Source organism: Streptomyces sp. NPDC007088 (assembly GCF_042869355.1).
GTDB lineage: Bacteria > Actinomycetota > Actinomycetes > Streptomycetales > Streptomycetaceae > Streptomyces.
The window spans coordinates 122,643-146,979 of sequence record NZ_JBIAFO010000013.1; the positions used below are offsets into that span (position 1 = coordinate 122,643).

At 69.7% G+C, this 24,337-nt stretch carries 11 protein-coding genes; 4 read left to right on the top strand and 7 right to left on the bottom strand.

Annotated features, from left to right (window positions below; all coding sequences use genetic code 11):
- Positions 1–12: 12 nt before the first annotated feature.
- The 3 genes from ACFYMP_RS21650 to ACFYMP_RS21660 form a co-directional block, all read right to left on the bottom strand.
- Entirely contained in the window at positions 13–777 is a 765-nt protein-coding gene (locus ACFYMP_RS21650; protein ID WP_388859960.1) for a barstar family protein, read from the bottom strand.
- A 68-nt stretch (positions 778–845) separates the two neighbouring features.
- Entirely contained in the window at positions 846–7,793 is a 6,948-nt protein-coding gene (locus ACFYMP_RS21655) for a polymorphic toxin-type HINT domain-containing protein (protein ID WP_388859963.1), read from the bottom strand.
- 76 nt (positions 7,794–7,869) lie between these two features.
- Positions 7,870–11,937 carry a LamG-like jellyroll fold domain-containing protein gene (locus ACFYMP_RS21660; protein WP_388860166.1) on the bottom strand — a complete coding sequence of 1,356 codons (4,068 nt, stop codon included), beginning with the start codon at positions 11,935–11,937 and terminating at the stop codon, positions 7,870–7,872.
- A 738-nt stretch (positions 11,938–12,675) separates the two neighbouring features.
- Here ACFYMP_RS21660 and ACFYMP_RS21665 point away from each other — a divergent pair.
- Positions 12,676–13,653, top strand: a complete 978-nt coding sequence (locus ACFYMP_RS21665; protein ID WP_388859966.1) for a glycosyltransferase family 2 protein — start codon at positions 12,676–12,678, stop codon at positions 13,651–13,653.
- Positions 13,650–15,005, top strand: a complete 1,356-nt coding sequence (locus ACFYMP_RS21670) for a polysialyltransferase family glycosyltransferase (RefSeq protein WP_388859969.1) — start codon at positions 13,650–13,652, stop codon at positions 15,003–15,005. Before ACFYMP_RS21665 ends, ACFYMP_RS21670 begins: the two co-directional genes overlap by 4 nt.
- 140 nt (positions 15,006–15,145) lie before the next feature.
- On the opposite strand, the gene ACFYMP_RS21675 is transcribed toward ACFYMP_RS21670, so the two are convergent.
- The 3 genes from ACFYMP_RS21675 to ACFYMP_RS21685 all read right to left on the bottom strand — a co-directional run bounded on the left by ACFYMP_RS21675 (position 15,146) and on the right by ACFYMP_RS21685 (position 20,158).
- A complete protein-coding gene (locus tag ACFYMP_RS21675) occupies positions 15,146–17,551 on the bottom strand; it encodes a glycosyltransferase (protein ID WP_388859972.1) in 2,406 nt (801 codons plus the stop codon).
- Positions 17,548–19,080, bottom strand: coding sequence for a glycosyltransferase family 29 protein (locus tag ACFYMP_RS21680; protein ID WP_388859975.1), 1,533 nt, complete (start codon positions 19,078–19,080; stop codon positions 17,548–17,550). The genes ACFYMP_RS21675 and ACFYMP_RS21680 overlap by 4 nt, the downstream gene beginning before the upstream one ends.
- Positions 19,081–19,336: 256 nt before the next feature.
- Positions 19,337–20,158: an SAM-dependent methyltransferase gene (locus ACFYMP_RS21685; protein ID WP_388859978.1), complete on the bottom strand. Its 822-nt coding sequence runs from the start codon at positions 20,156–20,158 to the stop codon at positions 19,337–19,339.
- Positions 20,159–20,823: 665 nt separating this feature from the next.
- Here ACFYMP_RS21685 and ACFYMP_RS21690 point away from each other — a divergent pair.
- Positions 20,824–22,002 carry an acyltransferase family protein gene (locus ACFYMP_RS21690; protein WP_388859981.1) on the top strand — a complete coding sequence of 393 codons (1,179 nt, stop codon included), beginning with the start codon at positions 20,824–20,826 and terminating at the stop codon, positions 22,000–22,002.
- A gap of 54 nt (positions 22,003–22,056) precedes the next feature.
- Here the strand turns inward: ACFYMP_RS21690 and ACFYMP_RS21695 are convergent, their stop codons facing one another.
- Positions 22,057–22,719, bottom strand: coding sequence for a TetR/AcrR family transcriptional regulator C-terminal domain-containing protein (locus tag ACFYMP_RS21695; RefSeq protein WP_388859984.1), 663 nt, complete (start codon positions 22,717–22,719; stop codon positions 22,057–22,059).
- Between the two features lie 107 nt (positions 22,720–22,826).
- Here ACFYMP_RS21695 and ACFYMP_RS21700 point away from each other — a divergent pair, with 107 nt between their 5' ends.
- The gene (locus ACFYMP_RS21700; protein ID WP_388859987.1) at positions 22,827–24,260 is read left to right on the top strand and encodes an FAD-dependent monooxygenase; all 1,434 of its coding nucleotides are present in this window, start codon (positions 22,827–22,829) and stop codon (positions 24,258–24,260) included.
- The last annotated feature ends 77 nt before the right edge of the window (positions 24,261–24,337 follow it).

Here is a 24,337-nt window from a genome sequence, read left to right on the forward strand (position 1 = left end):
ACGCCTCCAAAGTCAGCAAGTGGCGAGATCTACGCGAAATTCGCGCATTAGGTCCACAATCGAATCCAGGAAGGCGTGATCAAGAGATTCTTGCGACGCCTGAAAGTTCCGCCAAACAATCCTCGCCGGGGGGCCCTCGCCGAAACTCGAAGAAATACAGTCCGCGAGAGCGTCGAGATTCGACCCAAAGTACCCACCCGGCCCGTTGACCGCCTCACCCAATGCACAGTAGAACCCCGACTTCGTGGAAATTTGCCCACCGTCCAAGTGGACAACCTCTCCCACTCCATAGCGAGCAGCCCTACGATTCGAAGCGAACCAGGAATTCTGAACGACGTGCAGCCATGCACTCTGATAGTTCGCCGGCCACCGAACCCATTCACCCTTCTCCAGGGCGATCCCTGATGCCCAACGCGGCCAAATTCTTTCAGCTTCGGGATACTCACAGCGATTACCGAAGAACCGGTACGCGACTCTCGAAATATTTCCGCCTGGCTCCTCTACGTCCGTATCGCCGAGCACAACCCGACCAATGACGTACTCACCAATCTTCTCCCGTTGGCGATTCATGACCGCCATCACTGCATCTTCGACCCTCCGCCTCCTATTTTCGACCTCATGGGCCCTCAGGAAGGCCACTTCCGACGACTCTTCTTCCGGGTCGACAAAAAATCCCTCTACTCCTTCAGCGGCAACAAGCACCCTCCCTGACTCTTCATCCGATACCACGTACAATGGAAAATCCACCTTGCCCGCTACAGGCAGTTCACCAGCCACGCCTAATCCTCAAACCGGAACTGGTGCAGCGACAATGAAGTCGCTGCACCAGTTAACCAATAGAGCTACTAATTCCACCCCGCGTCAGGAAAATGGGGTGCACTGAAACGTTGGATTTTCGTGTAATGCGTGGACGTCCAGCCGTATACCTTGACGCCGTTCGGCAGCTCCTTTTCCAGGATTCTGTCAGTTTCCGGCCTCCCAGGCACGCGGTACTCCTTGGAACCTGCCCACCACGGGTGTTCACGCCCCCCGTAGGTGTCGTGCGAAGGAATCCGTCCCGCCTTCACGTCGTCATAGGCCGAAGCGATCTTGTTGTTCATCCCCCGAGGCAGGGGATCCGACAGCTTCCCGTTGGGGCATGGGCTGTTGTGAACGAGTACCGGCGTCTGACCAGCGAGTACATAGTACGTGTGCGTGCGGTCGACAGTGAGGTCGTAGGTGCGCTTGCGCTGCTGGTCGTGGCGGATTGCGCTGATCTCAAGGGAATCGCCTGAAGAGGTCCGCAGCAGGTCACCGGCCTTCAGGTCGCCCGCATCGATCCACTCATGACGGTCGGGGGACCAGAAGGGATGGGTGTCGGTGGCGGCGAGAAGGGACTTCTTGCCTTCCCCTTGGACAGTGAGACGCGTGAAGTCCTTGTCGGTCTCCGTCACTATGGTGGCGATTACTTCACGTTCGCGCGTCTTTCCGGTCTCGGGGTCCGTAGCGAGCACCTTGTCGCCCGTGCGAACATCTTCGATTGCTTTCGTGGTGCCATCGGCCAGTTCCACTTCGGTCCCGGCGAGGAAACTGTGTTGACCACATACCGCCCGCCCCCGCGTCCCGGACCGCGCTTCGAGAGCAGCCGTGATGCCATCGACCAGGGCAAGCGAGATCTTGAACTGCTTCTCGGCTTCGCCGCATTCGTCCTCATTGTCGAGGCAATACGTAGCAGCTATGTTTCGGGCTTTATCGAAGTCCCTTGTCGAAATCCACTCCTGGTACGCCTTCTGGCAGGCGAGGGCTCCGTAACAAGCGAGGCTGGTCCGCCCCCCGAACCCCACTCTGGTGTCCCAGAAATCATTCCTTTCAAGGTGACTTCCGTACGACATCCAGGCGCTCGCCACTTGTTCCGGCGTCGCATCCTTTTTTCTGGTAATGAGCTTCTTGACGTTCGATCTTTTACTGTTCTTCGCTGGCGTGTACGTGCTGGTTCCGCTTTTCGCCGACCCGTGCGAACTTCCCCCACTCGGATGAGTGCCGACCTTGCCGTCGCAGCTCGCCGACATGTTGCCCTGGTAGCAATTGTCGCTGCCGGGCATCGGGCGGCTTTCACCGCCGGTCGTGTCCAGCATTGGGCGCTGCAGCCCTGTGGGGTCACTGCTGGTGACGGGACTGCTGTTGGCGTAGGCGTAGCCGTTGCTCTGTTGGGGGTCGGCGAGGTCCATGATCGGGTCAACGCTTATGAAGCGCCCGATCGCGGGGTCGTACTCTCGAGCGCCGAGGTGTTGGAGGCCGGTGGCTTCGGTGTCGTCGGTGCCGCCGACGAAGCCCTTGGTGCCCGGCCAATCGGTAGGCGCGGTACCGCGTGGCTGGCCGAAGGGTGTGGTGCGCCGCTGTTGGATGGCCAGGGTGTTGGCATCTATGGCGAGCTGTCCGGTGCCCTGGTGGTCGGGGATGGTGTAGCTGAAGGAGCCGTCATCGTCCTGGACGGCGGTGATGCCGCCACCGAGGTCGGTGTAGCGGGTGGCTTTCGGTTTGGTGGCGCCCTTGGCGAGAGTGAGTTCGGCAGCGCCGAGGTAGAGAGTGGTCTCGGTGGGGGTGCGAGCGATGAGCCGGTTTCCGTCCGGGTCGTAGAGGTACGACGTCTTGGTGCCGTTCTCCTCGGTTACCGAGGAGAGATGGTTCTCCGCATCCCAGACAAGGGTTTGGCCGGGCCGGGTTTCGGTGTTGCCGGCCGGGTCGTAGGTATATCTGTCCAAGCGCGTGCCGGAGGGGCCGACCGTGTTGACCTGGCCGAGGCCGTGGGCCGGCTGATCAGCGCCCGCGGGCGGGTAGGTGTAAGTGCTCTTGGTGTTCTTGGCGCTCTGTCCTGTGAGGTCGTGCTGGATCTCGGTGGTGCGGTTACCGGTGAGGTCGTAGGTGAAGGTCTGCCAGTAGGGTGCCGGCCCGCCGAGGGCTGCGGTGGCTGGACTTCCCGAGCATGTGGTGGCGCCCTGGGCCCATGCCTCGGTCAGGCGACCGAGGTAGTCGTAGATGTAGCACTGGTTGTCGGTGCCGGTGCGGGAGGTGTCGGCGACCGAGGTGATGTTGCCGGCTTCGTCGTAGTGGTAGGTGGCGTAGCGGTCCTCGCCGGGCTGCTCCCATCGGGAGACGGTCTGGGTGGCCAGGCGCCGGGTGCCGCGTTCATACGTGTTGGCGACCCGAGTGGCCTTCGCGCTGTCGGTGGGACCCACTGTGACCGATTGGGTGAGGCCGAGCTGGTTGTATGCCGTGGTGCCCTTGATACCCGCCGTTCCGACTGTGGCGGGCAGCAGCGTGTCATCGTCGTAGGTGTAGTACACCTGGCTCGCCGGCAGGGAGCCGACCGGGGAGGTGCTGGTGCTGTTGACCAAGCCGGAGGGCAGGTAGCTCGTGGCCGACTGGTAGGTACCGGCGAGGTGCTCTTCGGGTTTCCCCTTCGCGGCGGGGATGATGACGGACTGCTGGGTGGCGCGGCCCAGGGGGTCGTACTTGCCGACCTTGGCGGTGTAGGCGTAGCCGTCCTCGTAACGGGTGGTGGAGACGGGCAGGCCCTTGCCGTTCGTGAGGGAGTCGTACGTCCACTCCGCGCGGAGTGTGCCGCTCGCGCTGCCTTCGCGTAGCTGGGTTTTGCGTCCCAGGCCGTCGTAGAGGCTGTAGAGACCGATACCGCGGGCGTCAGTGGTGGAGGTGACTTGGCCTCGGTCGTCGTAGGACGTCTTGTACGTGCCCTTGTCGGGGTCAGTGGCACTGGTCTGGCGGCCGAGCTGGTCGAAGGTATAGGTCCACTTATTGCCCGCCGGGTCCCTGACGCCGGCGAGTTGACCGCGAGAGTCGTACGCGTACGTGGTGACGTCCGCGTCGGCGCCGATGTCACGCTGGTGGAGCTGGCGGAGTTCGCTGGTGCGTCCGCGGGCGTCGGTGAGGGTAGTGGTGGCTGTAGCGCCCACAGGCGGGATGACGGTGGTGCGGTCGCCCCCATAGATCGTCTTCGTGGTGCTCAGGACGGTGGTTTCGCCGGATCCGTTGCCCGCGATGTGCTGGGACTGGGTGGCCCGGCCGAGGCCGTCGTAAGCGGTGTGGATCTGGGACTCGACGGTCAGAGCGTTATCGGGCTGGAAGAGGCTGGTCGATGGACTGCCCGTGGTGAAGTAGGAGTCGAACGACTTCTCGACCAGACCTCGGTTGTCGTAGAAGGTGTCCGCCACGAGGGTGCCGCCCGCAGGACCGGGCGCCTGGGTCTGCCGCTCGCGCAGGAGGCCGTCGTAGAAAGTATAGGTGGGGCGGGTGGCGCCGCCGGCGTTGTTGAGGCCGACCTCCCCCACAACGGTCGGCTTGCCGTCGGCGATCTGGTAGCTGTAGGCGTAGTCGGGCCGGTCCGTGAGGTGCCGGCCGGCCAGCCAGATCTTGATGGTGCGGCCCAGAGCGTCGTAGGCGGTGTACGTCGCGTTGCCGTTGGCGTCCGTTTCGGTTACCGGCTGCCCGCGACGCGGGTCCAGGGCGTGTGTCGTGGTGAGGCTGGTCGAACTGTCGCCTGTCTTGGCCGGCGGCGTGACCGTCTTCACCTGAGTGGGCAGGCCCGTGGCGGGAGTGTACGAAGTCGTCGTGACACGGCCGTCGTTGCGGGCGGTACGTACCGGTGTGGCGTTTCCGTCCACAGTGACGTTCGCGGTCAGGTCCGTCGTGGTCAGCTCGCGCCCGTACGAGTCGTACGTCGTCCCCGACTCCAGGTAGGTCGCCTTGGTTCCCGTGTACGACTTGAGGCTTGCGGCGGCGGTGACGTCGCCCCTGGACGGAGCTGCCCCGTAGGCGCCGCCGTCATAGGCATTGCGGTCGTCGCTGACCACGTCTTTGGTGCGGTCGACGGTCGCCGTGCACGCTTTCGCGACTGTCTCGACACGGGAGGTGGCGTCGAGGATGTTGTCGGCGGCGTTGTCCGCGTAGGTGGTGCGGGTGCACTGGTCGTCGGCCGAGGTGCTTGTGTCGCCGAGGTCGTTGACCTGCGAGGGCCGGCCGGCGACGGTTTCGTACGTCGTATCGGTCTGTGTGGTACGCCACTTGACGCCGGCGCCGGCATCCAGGGACGTCCAGTTGACGGTCTGGGAGGTGCCGGTCAGATCGGAGGTGACGGTCCCCCAGTCCCGTGTCCTCTTCGCCATCTCGTGGTGCCAGGGATGGCTCACCGACTTGCCCAGGATCTTTCCGCCGGGCTTGTCGTATGTGACGGTCTTGTACGTTGACCCGGCGTAGGGATTGAGGTCGGTGATCGGGTCACCTTCCCCGCTGCTCAGGGTGACAGACACGCTCTTCGTGCCGCCGGTGACGTCCTTGCGGTCACCGTCCATACCGCGAAGAAAGTACGTGTCCTGTTGCGACTTCAAGCCCTGACTGCCACCGGTGAGGACACGCACCTGGCCGTAGCCGCGCCACTGGTCCCAGGTGCGGTACTTCTTCCTCGTCAGACCGTCCGAGTCGTTGTAGTGCCAGGCGGCCGGGCCCAGGTACTCGTAGCGGGTGACCATGTCCTCGGCTCCGCCGGTGCGGTCCGAGGCTGTGACCTGGCTGGTGACGTACTTGTTGAACCACTGGATCTCAGTGCTGGTCGCGTCCGGGTCCTGATCCAGGTACTGCGGGTAGCAGCGCGTGGTGTTCGTCTCCGGCTTCGGCAACGCGCCGGCGTCGCACGCCGGGCTGGAGTACAGGACACTCGTCCGGCTTCCGGTCTCCCCGTCGATGTCCGTGAGCCGCGACTTGATAAAGGGTGCGTAACCGTCCCCGGTCTTGTCGAGCCGGTTGGCGAGCTGCGTGTACGCGAATGTCGTCTTCGGCAAGGTGATCGGCGGCATCGCCGTCGAGGCCGACGCACCCGTGTGCTGAATGCTCTTCAGCAGGAGCTGGTAGTCGGTGTCCGCCATGCCCCACTCGTGGCCGAAGGACCAGGAGTCGATCTTGTCGTAGGTACCGTTGGGTTGCAGGGCCTGAGTAGTGAGACCTGTCAGCCGCTTACGCGTCCAGAAGGACGGCGACAGCCGGCCCTTGTCGCATTTCGTGCCCGAGTCGCAGTTCAGGTCCCACGGGGTGTCGTACCAGTAGGTGGCCTTGTCCTTGATCGTGGATGTTTCGCAGGTCACCCCGGACTGCGGCAGGCAGCGCTCCGCGTTGGAGAAGACCACTTGGGCCAGCGGCTTGTCCGCGAAGACACGGCTCGACCTGATGCCGTAGTCGATACGCTTGAGGTAACCGCCCCGGGTGTAGCGGGTGTCGTCCTCAACCTTGAGATTGCGGCCGTAGGAGTTCTCCTCCTTCGTGTAGTGGTAGCTCATGGCGTTGCCGTGCGTGTCGACGACGTAGTCGAGGTTCCAGCGCCAGCCCTGCTGGCAGTACGACGAGGCGAAGTCGTCCTTGTGACAGGGTTCGCTCGTGTTGTTGCCGAAGACCGGCACCGTGTACACGGAGTCCGTCGTCTCGTCACCCTCGGCCCAGCCGGGCAGCCGGTTGTAGCCGAAGTAGTAACGGGTGCCGCTCGGGTCGGTCACTCGCCAGTACTCACCGTCGGCGTCACCGTTGTTCCGGTCGGTGGAGCGCAGCCGGGCGATGCGGGTGCCGTCGTCGTCCTGAAGCTTGAAGGTGTCGGCGCCGGTGGGGACGAGCTCCCCGCCCTTGCCGTTGAAGCTGAGGAAGGCGTTGTCGTAGTCCCAGCACAGGTCACCGGGTCTGTTGCCGTCGGCGTTCTTCTTCTCCCCGTCGTCGGCGCACGGTTGGTAGCGGCGCTCGATCGACCCGGTTCCCAGGTCGAAGCCGTCACCGACCCACGAACTCTGGTTGTTGGTGTTGGTGGTGCGGCCGTCCAGCGTTCCCGAGGAGTAGGACAGACTCAGACTGGGAGCCAGGCCCCCGGGGACGCCGGGGGCGCCGAAGTCGTAAGACCAGTTGAAGTCACCCGAATTCAGGTCGGTGGACCAGGACGCGGCGTCCGTCAGTGACGTCGCCTTGTAGTCGCCCTTGCCCCCCTCCGTGTCGGCTACCGCTGCCAGCACTGTCGGCCCCGTGGCGGACAGGGGAACGGTCGCGGCGCTCAGCGACTGAGCCTGGGTATCGTTGCGCGACGCCACCGGCCGGGCCGTCCGGCAGGCCGCCTTCTCCGGGCTGCTCAGCAGACAGGCCGGATACTCCACCAGCCTCAGCCGTGAGGCGTAGGACCCTCCGTAGGCGCCGGCGAAGGAGGAGTAGTCCACGCCCACGGAGACCGGGCCCGGCGTGGCGGCGTGATCGGCGTCCTCGGTCGTGGTGTCTGTTGGCGCCGGGGCCGGGCTGAGCGTGAAGAGAAGACCCCGGACGCCGACCGCGACGGCCCGCTTCTCACTCAGGACCTCGGTGGCCACCGTTCCTGGGACGTGGCCGCCGCGTGTGCGCGCCTTCGAAGTGGCCCTGGACGCGGTCGTCCCGTCCTCGGTGGGCGCGAGGCTGAGCGGGCTTTTCCCGGCCTGCCGCAGATGCCTCGTTCCCTTGCCCTCCACAGCTCCCAGGTCGACCGACGCGTTCTGCGGCTTCGGCCAGCTGTGAGGCAGAGGCGTCGGGTGTGCGGGAATCTCGTCCTTCGCTCGCGGCTCTGCTGTGGTGCCGCGCTTCCCTTCGACCGGGTGGTCGCTCGACACCTGCCCTGCGGGCCAGCCGGGCAACGCCTCGGCGGGCGAAGCCGTGACCTGTATCAGGCCGGCCGCGAGAGCACCGCTGAGCAGCAGGGACAGCCGTCGCCTGACCACACGCCGATGGCGGAACGTTCGGATCTTCATCGGGACGTCTTTCGATTACGGGCGCCGGTCGGCGCGGGCCGGAGACAGGAAGAAGGGGGACGAGGGTGCTCGGCCATCAGTTGCTGGGCGGGACCTCTGTCGGCAGATCCCAGAAGCTGCCGGCGAGGAAGTTGACCTGGCTGGCGTCCAGCGCACCCTGGAACGCCCACACCTCGTCGATCGTGCCGGGGAAGAGAGAGTCCACGGACACCTTGCCGCCGGTGACGGTGGCGCCGACATCGAAGCGTTTGTTCGCCTTGTACGAGAGGATGTTGTCGCCCCAGGCGATCATGTCCTGGCAGCCGGACTCGTCCGCCTGGCCGTCACCGTCGTCGTCGCCGCAGACATCTTCCTGAAGGATGCCGTTGACGTAGAGACGAGCTTCCTTGGTCAAGCCGTCGTAGACGACGGCCAGGTGATTCCAGTCGGTGACCTCGTAGAACAAGTCGCTCGACACCTGTCTCACCGTGGCGTCGCCACCGTCTTTCGCGGCAATGCTCAGTTCGAAGCGCCCTTGCTCGCCAGTGGTCGCGGAACCGGGCACCCAGTCCACCTTCAGCGGACTGCCCTGCTCTGCTTCCGCCGACAGCACGGTCTTCCTCTTGTCCGGACGTGCGGCCGCCGATGCCCAGGCAGTGACGGTGAAACTCGTCGATGTGTCGACCGGCATCGTCGCGGTCGAGGTGTAGGCGTCAGTTCCGTTGAGGTCCACGCCTTCGCCCACGAGGCCGTACCCGGAGCGGGCACCGCCGTGCAGCGTCATCGTCCTCTTCTCCTCGGAGAGGTCCGGCGTCGTCGCGGGCGTGCTCCCTGATACCGACTCGAAACTCCAGCGTCCCTTCAGCAGGGGGTGCTGACGTACCATCTGCGCGATCTCCTCAGCGGAGAGGACGCGGTCGTAGAGCCGGACGTCGTCGATGGTTCCGGGGAAGTGGTTCGAGGGCTTCGCGTCCCCGTCGTACACGTTGGCACCAAGGAACATCGACTGGTCCGCGTACCAGGCGTTCGGCAGGCTCGTCGTACCTGCCTTGGCGCCGTTCACGTACAGGGTCAGGGTGTTGGCCACGGTGTCGTGGACGCCGACCAGATGCACCCACTCGCCTGTCCTGGCCGTGGCGCCCTCCGGCTGGATCGCCCGGATCACCTTGCCGTCCGCGCTGTCCTCCGAGTACTGGTCGAACGACCACCGGTCGTACGCAGACGAGTAGTACAGCTCGAAGCCCGGCTTGACCTTCCCGGCCTGCGCGGTGATGACCGCCGCGACGGCGGGCTTCCTGTCCAGTTTCGCCCAGGCCGAGACAGTGAAGCTGCGAGAGGTGTTCAGATGCGGGCCACGGCTCCGCGCCATCCGGCCGTAACCGTCCGTGCCATTGAAGTGGGCAGCCTTGCCTGTCACGCCCTCCACACCGGTGGTCACACCCCCCGAGTACTTCGCCGGGAACACCTGCCCGTGTCCTTCGACCTTCGTCGCACCCACCGGCTCGTCCAGCGTGAACTGCGCCACCGCGGGACGCCCTGGGTCACCCACGTCCTGCTTGTCCTTCAGCAGCGCGACCTCGTCGAGGGCGAGCGGCTTGTCGAAGACCTGCACTTCGTCGATCGAGCCGGGGAAGAACGCGCCGCGCGCTCCACCACCGTAGGACCCAGCACCGAGCTGGAAGCCCCGGCGGGCCTCCCACGGCGTGCTGTAAGCGGTCTCCCCCGCCGGCTTCCCGTTCACGTACAGGGCCAGCTTGTCGTCGGCCGAGCTGTAGGAACCGACCAGATGCGTCCACACGCCGGCCTTCGCGTCGCCCGGCTGAGCCGCCATGGCCCGCACGGGCGTGGAGCCCGGCTTGTCCTCCGTGTACTGGTTGAACACCCAGCGGTCGTACGACGAGGAGTAGTACAACTCGAAGCCCGGGGCGTCATTGCCGGTCTGGCTGGCTACGACGACCGCCTCCTTCGGCATCTTGTCGAGCTTCACCCACGCCGACACCGCGAACCCGCCGCTCGTGTCCACGACGGGCAGGTCGCTGTACACGTACCCGTCCGAGCCGTTGAAGTGCGCGGACGAGCCGATGGCGCCCTCCCCGCCCGTGGCGACGCCGCCACGCACGTCCATCGTCCGTGCGGGCGTCGACCCCTTCGCCTCGCTCGCCCCGTCCGGTTCGTCCAGCTGCCAGGTGGCGCGGTCGGGCTGACCCGCGCGCACGCGGAACTGGTAGTAGGCCGGCTCGCTGGCGTTTCCCGCGGCGTCCAGGGCCTGCACCTCAAGGGCGTTGAGCCCGGACTCCGGTGGCAGCATCCGTACTGACTTCGCAGCGCCGCCACTGGTGGAGATCTTGTGCGCTGAGGGCGGCGAGCCGTTCACGCCGTACCAGTACGTGGTGACATCGGAATCGGCCGCCTTGAAGGTGAACGTCCCGTACTTGCCCACCCCGTCGTACCAGGGATCCTCAGGGTCCTCCGGGTTGATCCCCGGATACTCCCCCGACACCACCGACGGCGCCCTCGGCACGGAGGTGTCATAGGTGAAGTAGCACGCCTGCGGGTCACCCGCGGACGACCACGGTGAGTACTGCGCCCCGTCCCACACCCGTACATACCAGTTGATCTTCGTGTTCTTGGGGATCGACGAAGGCAGGGTCACCGTGAAGGAACTACCGGACTTCATCGTCGCCGTACGGGCCGGTTTCCACTGCGGCGTGTTGTTCGCACCCCAGGACGCCTGGAACTGCACCGCCACCGGGTCCCCGTCCGGATCGGTCACGTTGTTCGCGTACAGCTTCCCCAGCGTGCGCACCCGCACCGCCGAAGCCGACGGTTTGCAGCTCCCCCCGTACTCCATCTTCAGCTGCGAGGTCCGCACCTGTGTGGGCGGCCGGTTGTACTGGACGCGCAGGTACGCCTTGTCCGAGAACCGCTTCCACGTGTACTTGTCCGACTCGCCGCTCTCTGTCGCGCGCAGGCCGAAGGTCATCGTGGACGCCTTGCTGTTCGCCGCCGACTGCACCGCCGACTTCACGTCGAACTCGGCGTCCTTAGCCGAGCATCCCGTGTACCCGTACGCGAACGAGGCCGAGTCGAGCTTCTTGGTCCAGAAACCGGAGGCGTTCTGCGAGTTCCACGTCGTCGACGAGGTGATGCCCTTGGTCTGCCAGAGCTCGACACTGCGCGCACCACACGAGGCCGACCACGTGTTGCGGACCACGAACTCCGCGGACAGGACCGACTTTCCCGCGAACTTCGACACCGGTATCTGGTAGAACAGCCGCTTCGTGTCGTGCGGTGCGCAGTAGTCCCAGCCGCAGAAGCCCAGGCCCGCGTCGTGGTCGCCGTTGAACTTCCACTGCGGCGACGACGCCCAGTACTTCGACGCCATCGTCCAGGACGACGCCTTGGGTGTGTACCACTGCGGGTCGATGAACACCGGGTAGCGCGTGTCCTTGCCGGTCAGCACCTCCTGATCCGGTGTCAGGACCAGCTCCTTGCCACCGGCGGGTACCTCGACCCCGACCGGGGCCAGCTTGCCGGACTCCGCCGCGCCGGGCTCGGCGTCCTCCCCCGCGACCGCCTTCGCCGGCGCACCCGTGCGGGACGACGTCTTCGCGGCGTCCTCGCCCTCCGGGCCGGCCGAGGAGTCCCACATCTGCGGTGTCGGCGCCTCGAACACGGCACTCCCCGCGCCGTTGTCGACCGCCTCCAGGCCGCCCGCCGCGGTCTCCTTGACCTCCATGCCGTCGGCGGCGAGCCTCAACCGCAGCGCCCCCAGCTCGGGGTTGGCCGCCGCCTCCGCGTTCTTCACCACCAGCAACTGGGTGAAACCGTCGGTCTGCGCGCCCATCCGCAGATCCACACCCGGAAGCACCTCGCGGTACGTCGCCGTGTCCCCGGCCACGTCCGGCTTCGGCAGCGCACCCGGCCAGGACAGCGACAGCTCACGCCCGGCCCGCTCCATGCGCACCAGGGGAACGTCGCCGCCCGGCGAGAACGTCACCTCCGTGACCGCCGCCTTCGGCCGCACCCCCGCCGCCGACACCTCCAGGTCGGTGTCCACGTCGACCCACTTGCCGCCCTGCCGGGCACGCACCGGCCGCAGGTACTCCCGTGCCTCCAGGTGCCCCTCGGGGGTGGCGTACACATCGCGCGACTCGCCGCGCATCGAGACCACCTCGACGGGTTTGCCCGTGCGCTTCGCCTCGGCGACGGCCCGGTCGGTCTCCGACGAACCCTGGTCGCCCCGCGTCCCCGTACCGGGCGAGGCCGGCTGCTGTGCCCCGGTGTCCGCCGCCCGGGGTGTGCTCGCGGAAGCGGCCCCGGCCGCCGACGGCACGAGCCCCAGCACCAGCGCCGAACCCAGCAAGGCGCCGGCCCAACGACTCCCCCGCCGTCGGTGCGCCCCTACCGGCACGGACTGGTCACCCGGCCTACTCCCGTCCCACACAACCCCACCTCTGGTTCACAGAAAACACACAAGAAGCCAGGAGTTAACGCCGGGTCATATGACGGCGTCAAGGGGTGACCAGAGCCGCCAGCGCCGCCCGGAGTGGTCACGGCGGGCTATCCGGCCAATACGCCGCGCCACTTACATGCACCTATCAATCATCTCTTTTCCGGACGAAGTAAATGCCGCGATACGGCGCGTACGCCACATTCGAGTGCGCGCCGGTCCGCCGACCCCCACGTGACAGAGTTGCCGGGAAATCATTCGCACCCCCGGCAGTCGCCCCGCCCGGTTCGCGAAGTTCACCGTGTTTGTCTTCTCGAATCGCCGCGCCCGTCCGCCGACCCCCGGCGGCGAGGCCCCCGCGCCCCCCTTGCCCTCCCCGCCATCCCGATTTCACCCGGCGTACGTCCCTAGGTCAGCGGCCGGGACGGGCCGGCGCCTAGCGTCGGGCGGGTGGTCAAGCTCTCCGTCATCGTGCCGTTCTTCAACGTTCGGCCTTTCATCCCCGAAGCGCTGCGCAGTCTCCGTGCGAACGCCCGTGACGATTTCGAGTTCGTTTTCGTCGACGACTGTTCCACGGACGGCACGCAGGACGTGGTGGCCGCCGCCGCCTCGTCCCTGGGCGCTCCCGTTCAGCAGATACGGCACGAGAGGAACAGCAGTATCGGTACGGCCCGCAATACGGGGCTGCGTGCGGCGCGCGGCGAGTACCTGATGTTTCTGGACGGGGACGACTGGCTCGCCCCCGGGTACCTCGCGAAGCTGCTCGACGCGGCCGAGGCGCTGGACGTCGACTTCGTGCGTACCGATCATGTGCGCTGTACCGCTCGGGCCCGCACCGTGCACCGCGCGCCGATCGGGCGGCGCGGTACGGCCCTCGATCCGCGGGAGCTGATCCTGCCGGCCGAGCGGTCGACCTCCGTGGACTACCCGTACTCCTGGGCGGGGGTGTTCCACCGCAGGCTGCTGGACGCGGGGCTCATGGAGTTCCCCGAGGGGCTGCACACCGCTGAGGACCGGCCGTGGATCTGGCGGCTCCACCGTGAGGCGCGGTCCTGCGCGGCGGTGAACGTGCTCGGTTACTTCTACCGGCGCGGGGTCACGACCTCGCTCACCCAGATCGGCGACGTGCGTCAGCTCGACTTCCTCGCGGCCTTCGACCGGCTGGTGAGCGAGACCTCCGGGGACCGGGACGCGGACCGGCTGCTGCCGAAGGCGGTGCGCACGTACTGTGCGATCATCGCGCACCACATGGGGCGGGCCGAGCACTTCCAGCCCTCGGTGGCGCGCAAGCTGCGGGAGGGGAGCGCGGCGGCGTTGCGCCGGCTGCCGCAGGACGTGCTGGACGGGGCGCTGTCCTCGATGGACGTGGAGCGCGCGACGCTGCTGCGCAAGCTGCGGCGGCGTCCGGCGGCGGGGGTGGCGGCGTGACGACCCGGATCTTCCTCGCCTCGACGCTGTACGGGACGGCCACGCTGGCCGCCGCGATCGACGCGGGCGCCTTCGCCCCCGTGGACCGTACGATCCTGCTGCTGAGCAACAACGCGGCGAACCCGGAGACCACCCCCGGCCCCGACGCGATGGCCGGTTTCGCCCGGCTGCGGTCGCGGTTCGGCGAGGTGCGGCACTGGAACGAGGCGGTCTTCCCGTTCCACCCGGGGTCCTGGAAACCCTCGCCCGACGACATCCCGCTGTGGGAACGCTATCTGCGGCTGCTGTGGCGGCTCGGGGACGACGAGGTGGAGCTGGTCGCGGAGTCCGTCCAGGTCGTCCCGGCGCTCGCGGTGACCGCGATCTTCACGGGCGCCCGGATCGACGTGTACGCCGACGGGTTGATGAGTTACGGGCCGACCCGGATCAGGCTGGACCCGCTGATCGGCACCCGGATCTCCCGGCTGCTGCACCTGGATCTCGTGCCGGGGCTGCGGCCGTTGCTGCTCACCGAGTTCGGGGTGGAGCAGGAGCTGGTGCCGACGGCGGCCTTCCTCTCGGTCCTGGACGAGATCGGCGCGGACGCGCCCGAGTTGCCGGAGGAGGTGGCGCGGGCGGCGGAGCGGCCCGCGCTGCTGCTCGGGCAGTACCTGTCGGCGCTGGGCATCCTGACCGCGGACGAGGAGGAGGAGCTGCACGCGACGATGGTGCGCGGCGCGGTCCGGCTGGGCCACGCGCACCTGCTGTTCAAGCCGCATCCCACGGCCCCGGCGCGGTTCTCGCGCCGTCTGGAGGAGGAGGCGCGGCGGCTCGGGGTGGCCCTGACCGTGCTGGACGTACCCGTCCTCGCGGAGGTGCTGTACCAGCGGCTGCGGCCCGCGCTGGTCGTCGGCTGTTTCTCGACGGCGCTGCTGACGGCGGCCTCCTGCTACGGCCTGCCGGTCGCGCGCACGGGCACGGAGCTGCTGCTGGAGCGGCTGGCCCCCTACGAGAACAGCAACCGGGTCCCGGTCACCGTCGTGGACGCCCTGCTGCCCGACGCGGCGGACCGCGCGGCCGTCGAGGCGCAGGAGCTGGACGTGGCGGCGGCCGGGGTGCAGGACCTGCTGGTGGCGGTCGGGTTCGCGATGCAGCCGAAGATCTACCCGGGGCTCCGGGGCGCGGCTGAGGCGTATCTGGCGCGGCACCTGGACGACCGTACCCGCCGCTACTTCAAGCGGCGCCGCCTGACCGCGCTCGGGCTGCCGGGCGGGGTCCCGCAGCAACTGGCCTTCCTGCCGCGCACCGCGGCCGTACGGAAGGTGGCGCGGCGGGCCCGCGCGCTCAAACGGAGGACGGCCGGCCCCAAGTAGCGGTGGTGCGGAGGGATACGAGGGATACAGGGATACGAGGGATACAGGGAGGGGCGCACCCGGCGGGTGTGCCCCTCCCCTCCCCTCCCCTACGGACCCCGCGCTCTTCTCGGCTCAGCCGCCGCCCAGGACGACTCGGTTCAGCCGCCCAGGACGACGCGGATGTCGGCCGCGTTGGCCTCCGTCGTCGCCCACAGGGCGCGCTGGCGGTCGTGGACGTCGGCGACGCTCGCGGCGTGGTCGGCGAGCAGGGCGCTCGCGCGTTCCACGAGCCGGTCGGCGAGGTGGAGTTCGTGGACGGACACGCCCCAGTCGGGCCGTTCGATGTCGGCGAGGAAGTACGCCATCTTCGGGTGGGACACGAGGCTGATGACGGGGGTGCCGCAGCCGAAGGGGATCATCCCGGCGTGCCCGCGCATCCCGATGACCAGCCGGGTACGGGCGTAGGTGTCGCGGATCTCGTCGTTGCCGTAGTCGTACAGGGGCAGTACGGGCAGCGAGATGCCGTGTTCGCGGCGCAGGTCGAAGGCGATGCGCTCGTCGTCCAGGGCGTGGGCCGCGATCTTCACCTCGGCGAGTTCCCCGAGGCGGCGCACGGCCTTGGCGGTCTCGGCGAGGAAGTGGCCGTAGTCGTGGCCGAAGCGCAGTCCGGCCCGGTCGTAGGCGGCGTTGAGCAGGATGGTGTCCTCGCGGCTCGCGGGGTCCTGCCAGCCGCGCACGAGCTGCCGGGTCACGGTGGTCGGGCAGGGCTGGAAGCGGACCCGGTCGTGCAGGTGGGCCGGGAGCATCGAGCGGACCTTGTCGATCGATCCGTGGTTGCGCAGCCCGAAGAACGAGGACCGTTCGACGAGGAGTTGGAGGCTGTCGCGGAAGCGGCGGTGGCGGTAGGACTGCCCGTCGAAGGCGTTGAAGCCGACGGCGTGCACGACGATCGGGACCTCGATCGCGGCGAGCAGTTCGTCGGGGACGTTCCACTGCCAGCCGCTGTTTCCGTTGGGCGCGGTGTCCGGGATGAACAGTCCGCCGCCGCCGATGACGAGGCCCCGCCGGGCGTTGACCCGGTCGAGGGCGGCGCGGTCGAAGAGGCGGTGGGCGTGGACGGAGTGCCAGGAGCGGTCTCCGGTGTCCTCGCCGAACGCGAGGCGCACGCTCTCCGGGAGGACCTTGTCGCCCGCGTTGCCCTGCTGCTCCATGTAGAAGGCGACGTGGGCGAGTTGGTCTGCCGGGGCGCCCTCTGGCCGGCGGGGCGGTACCCCGGCGGCGGCCGCCTCGGTGCGCCGGTGCCAGATGCGGCTGGCGCGGTGGGTGACGTCCACCGACAGGCCCTGCCGGGCGTGCTCGTGGGCTTCGCGGTCGGCTCCGTGTATCCAGGCGATCTGCGCGAGCCGGGAGTACGCGGTCGCCGCCCGGTTGGGGGCGTTCGCGGCGAGCAGCAGCTGGGTGCGGGCCTCCTCGTAGCGGGAGACGCTGAGCAGGGCGTGGCCGAGGACCTCGTGCGGCCACGCCTCGTGCACGGGGATGCTGACCCGGCCGAGGATGTCGACGGCGCTCTCGTACTCGCCCCGGCCGATGTGGGCGGTGGCGATGTGGCGGGCGGCGGTGACGTCTCCGGTGCGGTGCACGTGGGGCGTGCCGAGGTGGATGAGCAGGTCGGGGTGTCTGCCTCCGGGCAGCGCCATGAAGGCGTCCTGGAACTCCGCGTCGCTCAGGTCGTGTGCGTGCCAGCGTGCCTCGGCCCCGGCGTATCCGCTCTCACCGCCCTGCCAGGGTTTGTGGCGGCCGGTGAAGTGCAGGACGGCGGTGTCCTCGGGCACCGGGAGGTCCCCGCGCAGGCGCCGCTTCACGAAGTTGTAGCGCGGGTCGAGCCGGGTGAAGGCCCCTTCGACCAGGGCGTTGAGTACGCCTTGGTCGTGCTTGTCGAGTTCGTAGGCGCCCGAGCGGCCGGTCTCGTCCATCCGGGCGCAGAAGGCGTCGGAGAGGAACTCCTTCTGGATGACGAGGAGTCCGCTGTTGAGCTTGTACGTGCCGAAGTAGAACTGCGGTACGGCGGCGAGCCCTTCGCGCAGCCGCAGCAGCTCCCCCAGGTCACCGAGGACGATCATGTCGGTGTCCAGGGTGATGACGGTGTCGTAGTCCCGGACCCGGAACACGTCGAGGATGAAGTACGCCTTGCGGACGAGGTAGTTGGCCTGGTCGCCCTTGACGTACGCGTCGTAGCGTCCGGCGTCGACCCGGCGCAGCCTGAGGCGTGGGTGGAGGGCGCGCATGCGGGCGATCGCATCGGGGTGCAGTCCGTCGTGCAGGACGAGGAAGTCCTCGCACACCCCCGGGTTGGACAGGGCGAGGCTGCGCAGCAGGGCGAGGAAGCCGGGCAGGTAGTTCTCGTCGACGAAGCTCGCGAAGGCGACGCGCCGTCTGCCGGTGAGGCGGTGCGCGGAGGTGTCGGGCCCGTCCGGCAGCGGCCGGCCGGGGGCGGTGGCCGGACGGACCGGCGGTCCGGGGGCGGTGGGCAGGACCGGCGGTCCGGGGGCGGTGGGCACGGTCATCTCAGGGCGATCCTCATGTCGTCGACGTGCTGGGCGCGTTCCATGACCCAGGTCTTCTCGTCGGAGTACTCGTGCACGGAGGTGACGGGCAGCTTCATGGCCTCGTCCGTGCGGTAGGCGCCGCTCTCGTAGAAGTCGAAGCCGATCAGGTCGATGACGGGGCTGACGTCGAGGAAGTCCAGCAGGTACAGCATGTTGAAGCCGCTGGTGGGGATACCGGGCCACGCCCGCGCCGACACCCCGCCGATCTCGCGCAGCGGCCAGCGCAGTGACTCGTCGCCCAGGTTGCGCTGCGCGCCCGGGACGAGCCGGTTGCGCAGCGAGTACCGCCAGTCCCCCAGGTCACCGCCGAACACGAGCCGCGTGGTGACGGGCTTCTCCCAGTTGAAGCCGTGTTTGTGGATGGTGACGTGGAGGTCGGTGCGGCTGCCGGTCGCGGCCGGGTCGACGCGGTAGGAGTTGAAGCGGACCACGAGGTCGTACGCGTCGATCCGGGGGCCCATGGTGCTCGCCCCGACCCGCCCGGAGTTGGCGACCAGGCAGACGGTGCGGCCCTCGATGTGATGGCGGAACTCGCCGAGCGAGAGCCAGTTGACCCCGCCGACGGTCGGGTCGTCCACCGGTCCGCGCATCCGGTTGCGGCGCAGTTCGGCGTAGTCGGCGAGCAGCGCGTTGAGCCCGGTGAGCCCTCCGGGACCGGCTCCGGGTACGTGGGCGGCCTCGTGGGTCAGGGTGCGGGAGGCGAGGTCGAGGTACTGGCCGAGCGCGTCCTGGAACTCGTCGGCGGACTCCCCGTCGCCGAGGGTCAGCAGGGCGCCGGTCAGCAGGGCGCGGGCGCCCTCCCAGTCGCCGCGCGCGGCGAGGTCGAGCCCTTCGGTCCAGGTCTCGGTGACGGGGGCGCCGCGGTGCGCGGCGGCCCGGGGGCAGTCGGCGGCGAGCCGGACCAGCAGCGCGTGCCGGCGTTCGGCGGCGATCCGCATCCCGTTGGTCTTGGGGCGGATGCCGAAGCCGTCCTGTTCGGTGAGGCCGAGGTACCGCTCGTAGGCGGCGAGGGCGGCGGACTCGGCGCCGGCCGTCTCCAGCACCCGGGCGTGCAGGCGCCAGGCGGCGCGTGAGCCCGCGCGCAGGCTGACGAGCGTTTCGGACACGCCCGCGGCGAGCCGTGCCTCGTCCTCGTAGCCGCAGTCCAGGGCCTTGTGCGCGACGGTGAGCAGCGCGTCGAGCAGCGCGTTGTCCAGCCGGGGCGGGGCGGGCGCGGGCCGGGTGGTGCCGGCCGCCGGGCGGCGCAGCAGCCCGCCACCACTCGTCGGGGCGGGCAGGACGGGGGCGGGCAGCGGCCTGGAGGCGTACAGCGCGAGCAACTGGCGCAGTGACTCGGCGAGTTCGTTACGGCTCCGGTCCAGGCCCGCGACCAGTTTCCCGCTGTGCGTGGCGCAGGCGCGCAGGCAGCTCTCCAGGTCGGGCGCCGGCTTGGGACCCGGCCCGCGCGCCTCCTCCGTGCTGTCGCGGGGGCCGCGGGTTCTCGACATGGTGCTCCAAGCGCTCGGGACGGCCGGCGCCCCGACGGGTCGCGTGGCGGCCGGGGCCGCCGGTGGCGGAGTGTCCGGCGGGCGGCTTGCAGCCTGGCGGCCCCCCGGGAAACACGCGCGACGCGCCGGTGAACGACCGGGGAAGAGCGGGGGAACGGCGTCTCGGGCCGGGCGGGAGCCGCCCCCGGCGGCGCGTGGCGGCGGTGAGCCTCCATCCGCCACGGGTCACCCGGCGCCCGCCGCCCGGCGCCCGCCCTCAGTCCTTCCGTCCCACCGCCGCGTACGTCGAGCTGGTGCCGCCGTTCTCCAGTCCGGGGGCCGGTTCGCCCAGCTCGGGGTGCCAGTGCTCGGCCAGGACGATGCCGGGCTCCACGGGGGTGAAGCCCTCGAAGAAGCGGCCGAACTGTTCCTTGGTGCGCAGGGCGGCGGTGAGACCCTTCGCCTTGTACATGCTGTCGGCCTTCGCCACCTCCTCCGGCGAGTGGAAGTCGGCGGTGAAGTGCGACATGACGAGGTAACTGCCGGGTGCCAGCTTGTCCTTGAGGCGTTCCACCAGCTCGTACGCGCCGTCCTCGTCGGCGACGAAGTGCAGCAGCGCGACCAGGAGGACGGCCACGGGCTGCTCGAAGTCGAGGTTTTTGGTGGCGAGTTCGAGCACCGCGTCGGTGTCGTGGGCGTCGACGAGGGCGAAGTCGAGGGCTCCTTCGGGCGTTCCGCGCAGGAGCGCCTCGGCGTGTGCCATCACGATCGGGTCGCGGTCGCAGTAGACGACGCGGGCCTCCGGAGCCACACCCTGCGCGATCTGGTGCAGGTTGGGTTCGGTGGGTATGCCGGAGCCCACGTCGAGGAACTGCCGGACGCCGCTCCGCGCGAGCCACAGGGCGCTGCGGCGCATGAAGGCCCGGTTCGTCCGTGCCATGACGGGCAGTTGCGGCTCCAGGGCGACCATCTGCCGGCCGAGCGCCTCGTCCACCGGGTAGTTGTCCTTGCCGCCCAGCATCCAGTCGTACATCCGGGCCGGATGCGGCCGGGTGGTGTCGATCTCAGAGGTGTTGCCCGTGTCCCGCGTTCCGGCCATCGCCAACTCCGTTGCGTAGCGCCCATCAGGTGATCAACTCGACACGAGTGTAGTGCGGTTGGAGTGACGGGCGGGGGCCGCGAGGGGGAGAACGGGCCCCTTCGCCCGCCGGGACGCCCCCGTCGCCCGCCGGGACGCCCCCGTCGCCCGCCGGGACGCCCCCGTCGCCCGCCGGGACGCCCCCGTCGCCCGCTGAGGCGCCCCCGTCGTCCGCCGGGACGCGCCCTCGTCGTCCCACCGGCGCCGCGTACGGGCCGCTCGACGCCCCGGTGAACAGCCGTGGAAGAGACGGCGAACGGCGTTCGCGAGGCCGGTCGGGGGCCTGGCCACGGGCCTACGCTGACGGCTCCGGCCCCACCGGGCCGCCCCCGCCTCAACCACCGCCACCGCCTCAACCACCGCCACCACCCTCGCCTCACCCACCGCCCTCGCACAGTCCAGCCCCGCCCCGCCCCGTCCAGCCCCGCCCCCGTCCGGGCCCGCCCCGGCCCGGTCCCGCACCCGGAAGGGTCTCCATGTCCGCTCCCGCCGACCGCACACTGACCGGTCCCCCGCACGGGCCGTCGTCCGGGGGACCGGCCGCACGCCGGAACCCGGCGCCCGGGACACCGGTGTCGCCGCCGCACGAGGGGGTGGGCGGTGCGGTGTCAGCGCCCGGGAACGGCGTGAGCGGCCCGGTGTCGCTGCCCGGAGACGGGTCGGCCGGTGGGCGGGGAACGGGGGCCGCCGTCCCGGTCGAGGCTCCCGCCGCGGGCCCCGCACCCGCGCGCCGCCCCCGGCTGCGGGCCCTGGACGGGCTGCGACTGCTGGCCGCGCTCATGGTGGCCTGTTACCACTACGGCGGGCGCGGCGGGGACATCACGCGGGCCTGGGGTTCCTCCCCGGCCCACCAGTTCCCGAGGCTCAGCGAGTGGTTCGCCTACGGTCCGCTCGGGGTGCAGATCTTCTTCGTCATCAGCGGGTTCGTGATCTGCATGAGCGGCTGGGGGCGGTCGCTCTCGGCGTTCTTCGCGTCCCGGGTCTCCCGGCTGATGCCCGGCTACTGGTGCGCGGTGCTGCTGGTGACGGCGGTGTTCGCGCTGCCGTTCGTCGCGTGGGACGCGCTGTCGCCGAGCGACACGCTGCTCAACCTGTCGCTGCTCCAGATGCCCCTGGGCGCCCACCGCGTCCTGGGCGTGTGCTGGACGCTCTGGGCCGAGCTGCGCTTCTACGCGCTGTTCGCGGTGTGCGTCGTGCTGCCGGGGGCGACGCGGCAGCGGGTCGTGCTGTTCTGCGCGCTGTGGACGCTGGGCGCGGCGCTCACCGACGCGGCGGACTCGGCGCTGCTGGAGCAGGTCCTCATGCCCTCGTACGCGCCCTTCTTCGTCGGCGGGATCGGCCTGTACCTCGTGCACCGCGACCGGCGGGACACCCTCGGCTGGGGTATCGCGGCGACCGGTCTGGTGCTGGGCCAGCACTACGCGGTGGCCGACCTGTGGCACCCGCACACCGTCGAGGCGTTCTCCTACCGTTCGACGCTCGTGATCATCGCCGTCGTGACCTTCGGCTTCGCGGCGGTCGCGGCCATCGCGGTGGGCTGGTTCGACTGGGCGCGGTGGCGCTGGCTGACCCTCGCGGGCGCGCTCACCTACCCCTTCTACCTCGTGCACGAGCACCTCGGCTGGGTCGTGGTGCACGCGCTGCACGTGCGCCTGGGCCTGCCGGCCGCCGTGACCCTCCCGGCCACGATCGCGGGCATGCTGCTGCTCGCCTGGCTCCTGCACCGTTTCGTGGAACGGCCCCTGACCCCCGTACTGCGCAAGGCGCTCGTGGGAGCCGTGCGCGAGCTGCGCACCGGGCGCTGAGACGGGGCGCGGGGCCGCCGCCCGGGTCCGGTTCCGGGTGGGCCGCCTGGCGGATCACGCCACCCCGTACCGCGCCGCCGCCCCCTCCACGAGCAGGGCGAGGCCCTCCTCGAACGCCTCGTCGTAGCCCTCGAAGACGTAGTGCCCGGCCTCGGCCGCGAGAGGGGTGCCCGAGAGGCGGCGGGCGCGTTCCGTGACGTCGAAGGCGGGGCGGCTGTCGTCGGGGTAGGTGCGCATGCCCTGCTCCTCGGCGACGAAGCCGAGGACGAAGGTGAAGACGGTCGTGGTCGCGCGGATCGCCTGTTCCAGCGTGAAGCCGCTGTCGGTGAGCGCGCGCAGGTTCGCCTCCATGCCCGCGCCGTGCTCGGTGCCGGTGAGGCGGGTTCCGGTGAAGACCCGCGCGCCGTCCCGGTAGGCGAGCAGCGAGGAGCGCAGTCCGCGCGCCACGGCCGTCGTCCGCTCGCGCCAGCTCATCCCGGCCGCGCCCGCCGGTTCCTCGCGCCCGCCGGTCATCCGCCGGTACATCTCGGTGGCCATCTCGTCGAGCAGTTCCCGCTTGTTCCTGAAGTGCCAGTAGAGGGCGGGCGCCTTGACGTCCAGTTCCCGGGCGATGAGCCGCAGGCTGAGCCCGTCGAGACCGACCTCGTTGAGCAGTCGCAGCGCGGTGTCGACGACCTGCGCGCGGTCGAGGCGGGGGGCTTCTCTCTTCGTGGGCACGCCCCCAATCTATCCGCCGGCCCGGCTCTCCCTCCCTTGACAATTTAACAGCGTTAAGCGCACGCTGCGGAGGACAGGGTTTAACGGTGTTAAGGAAGGGGCGGGCGATGGGGAACCCGGAAGCGGAGAGCTGGGAGGTCGCGGTGATCGGGGCGGGGCCGGCCGGTCTCGTCCTCGCCTGCGACCTGGCGCGGCGCGGGGTGCGGACGCTGCTCGCCGAGCGCGGTACGGGCCTGTTCCCGGGCTCGCGCGGCAAGGGCGTGCAGCCGCGCACCCTGGAGGTCCTGGACGATCTCGGGGTGGCCGGGGGGATGCTCGCGGGCGGCGGGCCCCCGCCCGTCGGGCTGCTGTGGGCGGACGGGCGGCCGCGCGGCGAGCACCGCATGTTCGACGAACCGGTGGTCACGGAGACCGAGCCGTACGGCGGCGCCTGGCTGGTCCCGCAGTGGCGCACGGTGCGGCTGCTGCGGGACCGGCTCACCGCCCTGGGCGGGAGCGTCGCGTACGGGCGGGAGCTGACCGGCCTCGACCAGGACGCGGACGGGGTGACGCTGCGCTTCGCGGGGCGGCCGGAGCCGGTGCGCGCGGCCTACGTCGTGGGCACGGACGGCGGGCGCAGCACGGTGCGCCGGCTGCTCGGCATCGGTATGACCGGCGAGACGGTCGACCCCGGGCCGATGCTCGTCGCCGATCTGCGGATCGCTGACGGCGCCCTGGACCGCGAGCACTGGCACATCTTCCCCGGCGAGGAGGAGACCGGTTTCGCGACGGCCTGCCCGCTCCCGGCCACCGACGTCTTCCAGTTCGTCGCGCGACTGCCGGCGGGGACGCGCGTGGACCCGGGCCCGGCGGCGGTGCGCGCGCTGGTGGCCGAGCGCACCCATGTCGGCGCGGAGGAAGTGGAGGAGGTGCGGTGGGCCTCGGACTTCACGGTGCGCGCCGCGCTCGCCGACCGCTTCCGCGCGGGCCGCGTGTTCCTCGCCGGGGACGCCGCCCACGTCCACTCCCCCGCGGGCGGACAGGGCCTCAACACGAGTGTGCAGGACGCGTACAACCTGGGCTGGAAGCTCGGCGCGGTCCTCAGGCGGGGGGCGCCCGGCGCACTGCTCGACACCTACGAGCGGGAGCGGCTGCCCAACGCGGCGGCGATGCTCGGCCTGTCCACCCGCGTCCACCGGGGTGAGGCCAGGCGCGGCAGGGAGACCCAACAGCTCGGCCTGCACTACCGCGAGTCGCCGCTGTCCCGGGACGTGCTGCCGGCCGGGGCGGCGCTGCGGGCCGGGGACCGGGCCCCGGACGGACGGCCGGGCGGGGTCCGCCTCTTCGACGCGTTCCGCGGCCCGCACTGGACGCTCCTCGCGGTCGCCACGCCCGCGCCCACCGGGCTGCCCCCGTACGTGCGCGCCGTCGAGGTGCCGTCCTGCGCGCCGTACGGGGAGGGCCTGTTCCTGGTCCGGCCGGACGGGTACGTCGCCTGGGCGGGCTCCGGGGAGACGGAGACGGGGCTGCGGGCCTGGCTCAAGGAGTGGCTCGCGGCGTGAGACACCGTCCGGCGGCCCGGGACCGGACCGGGCCGGACGCCGCCGACCGGACCGACCGGAGACCGGGACCGGACCGG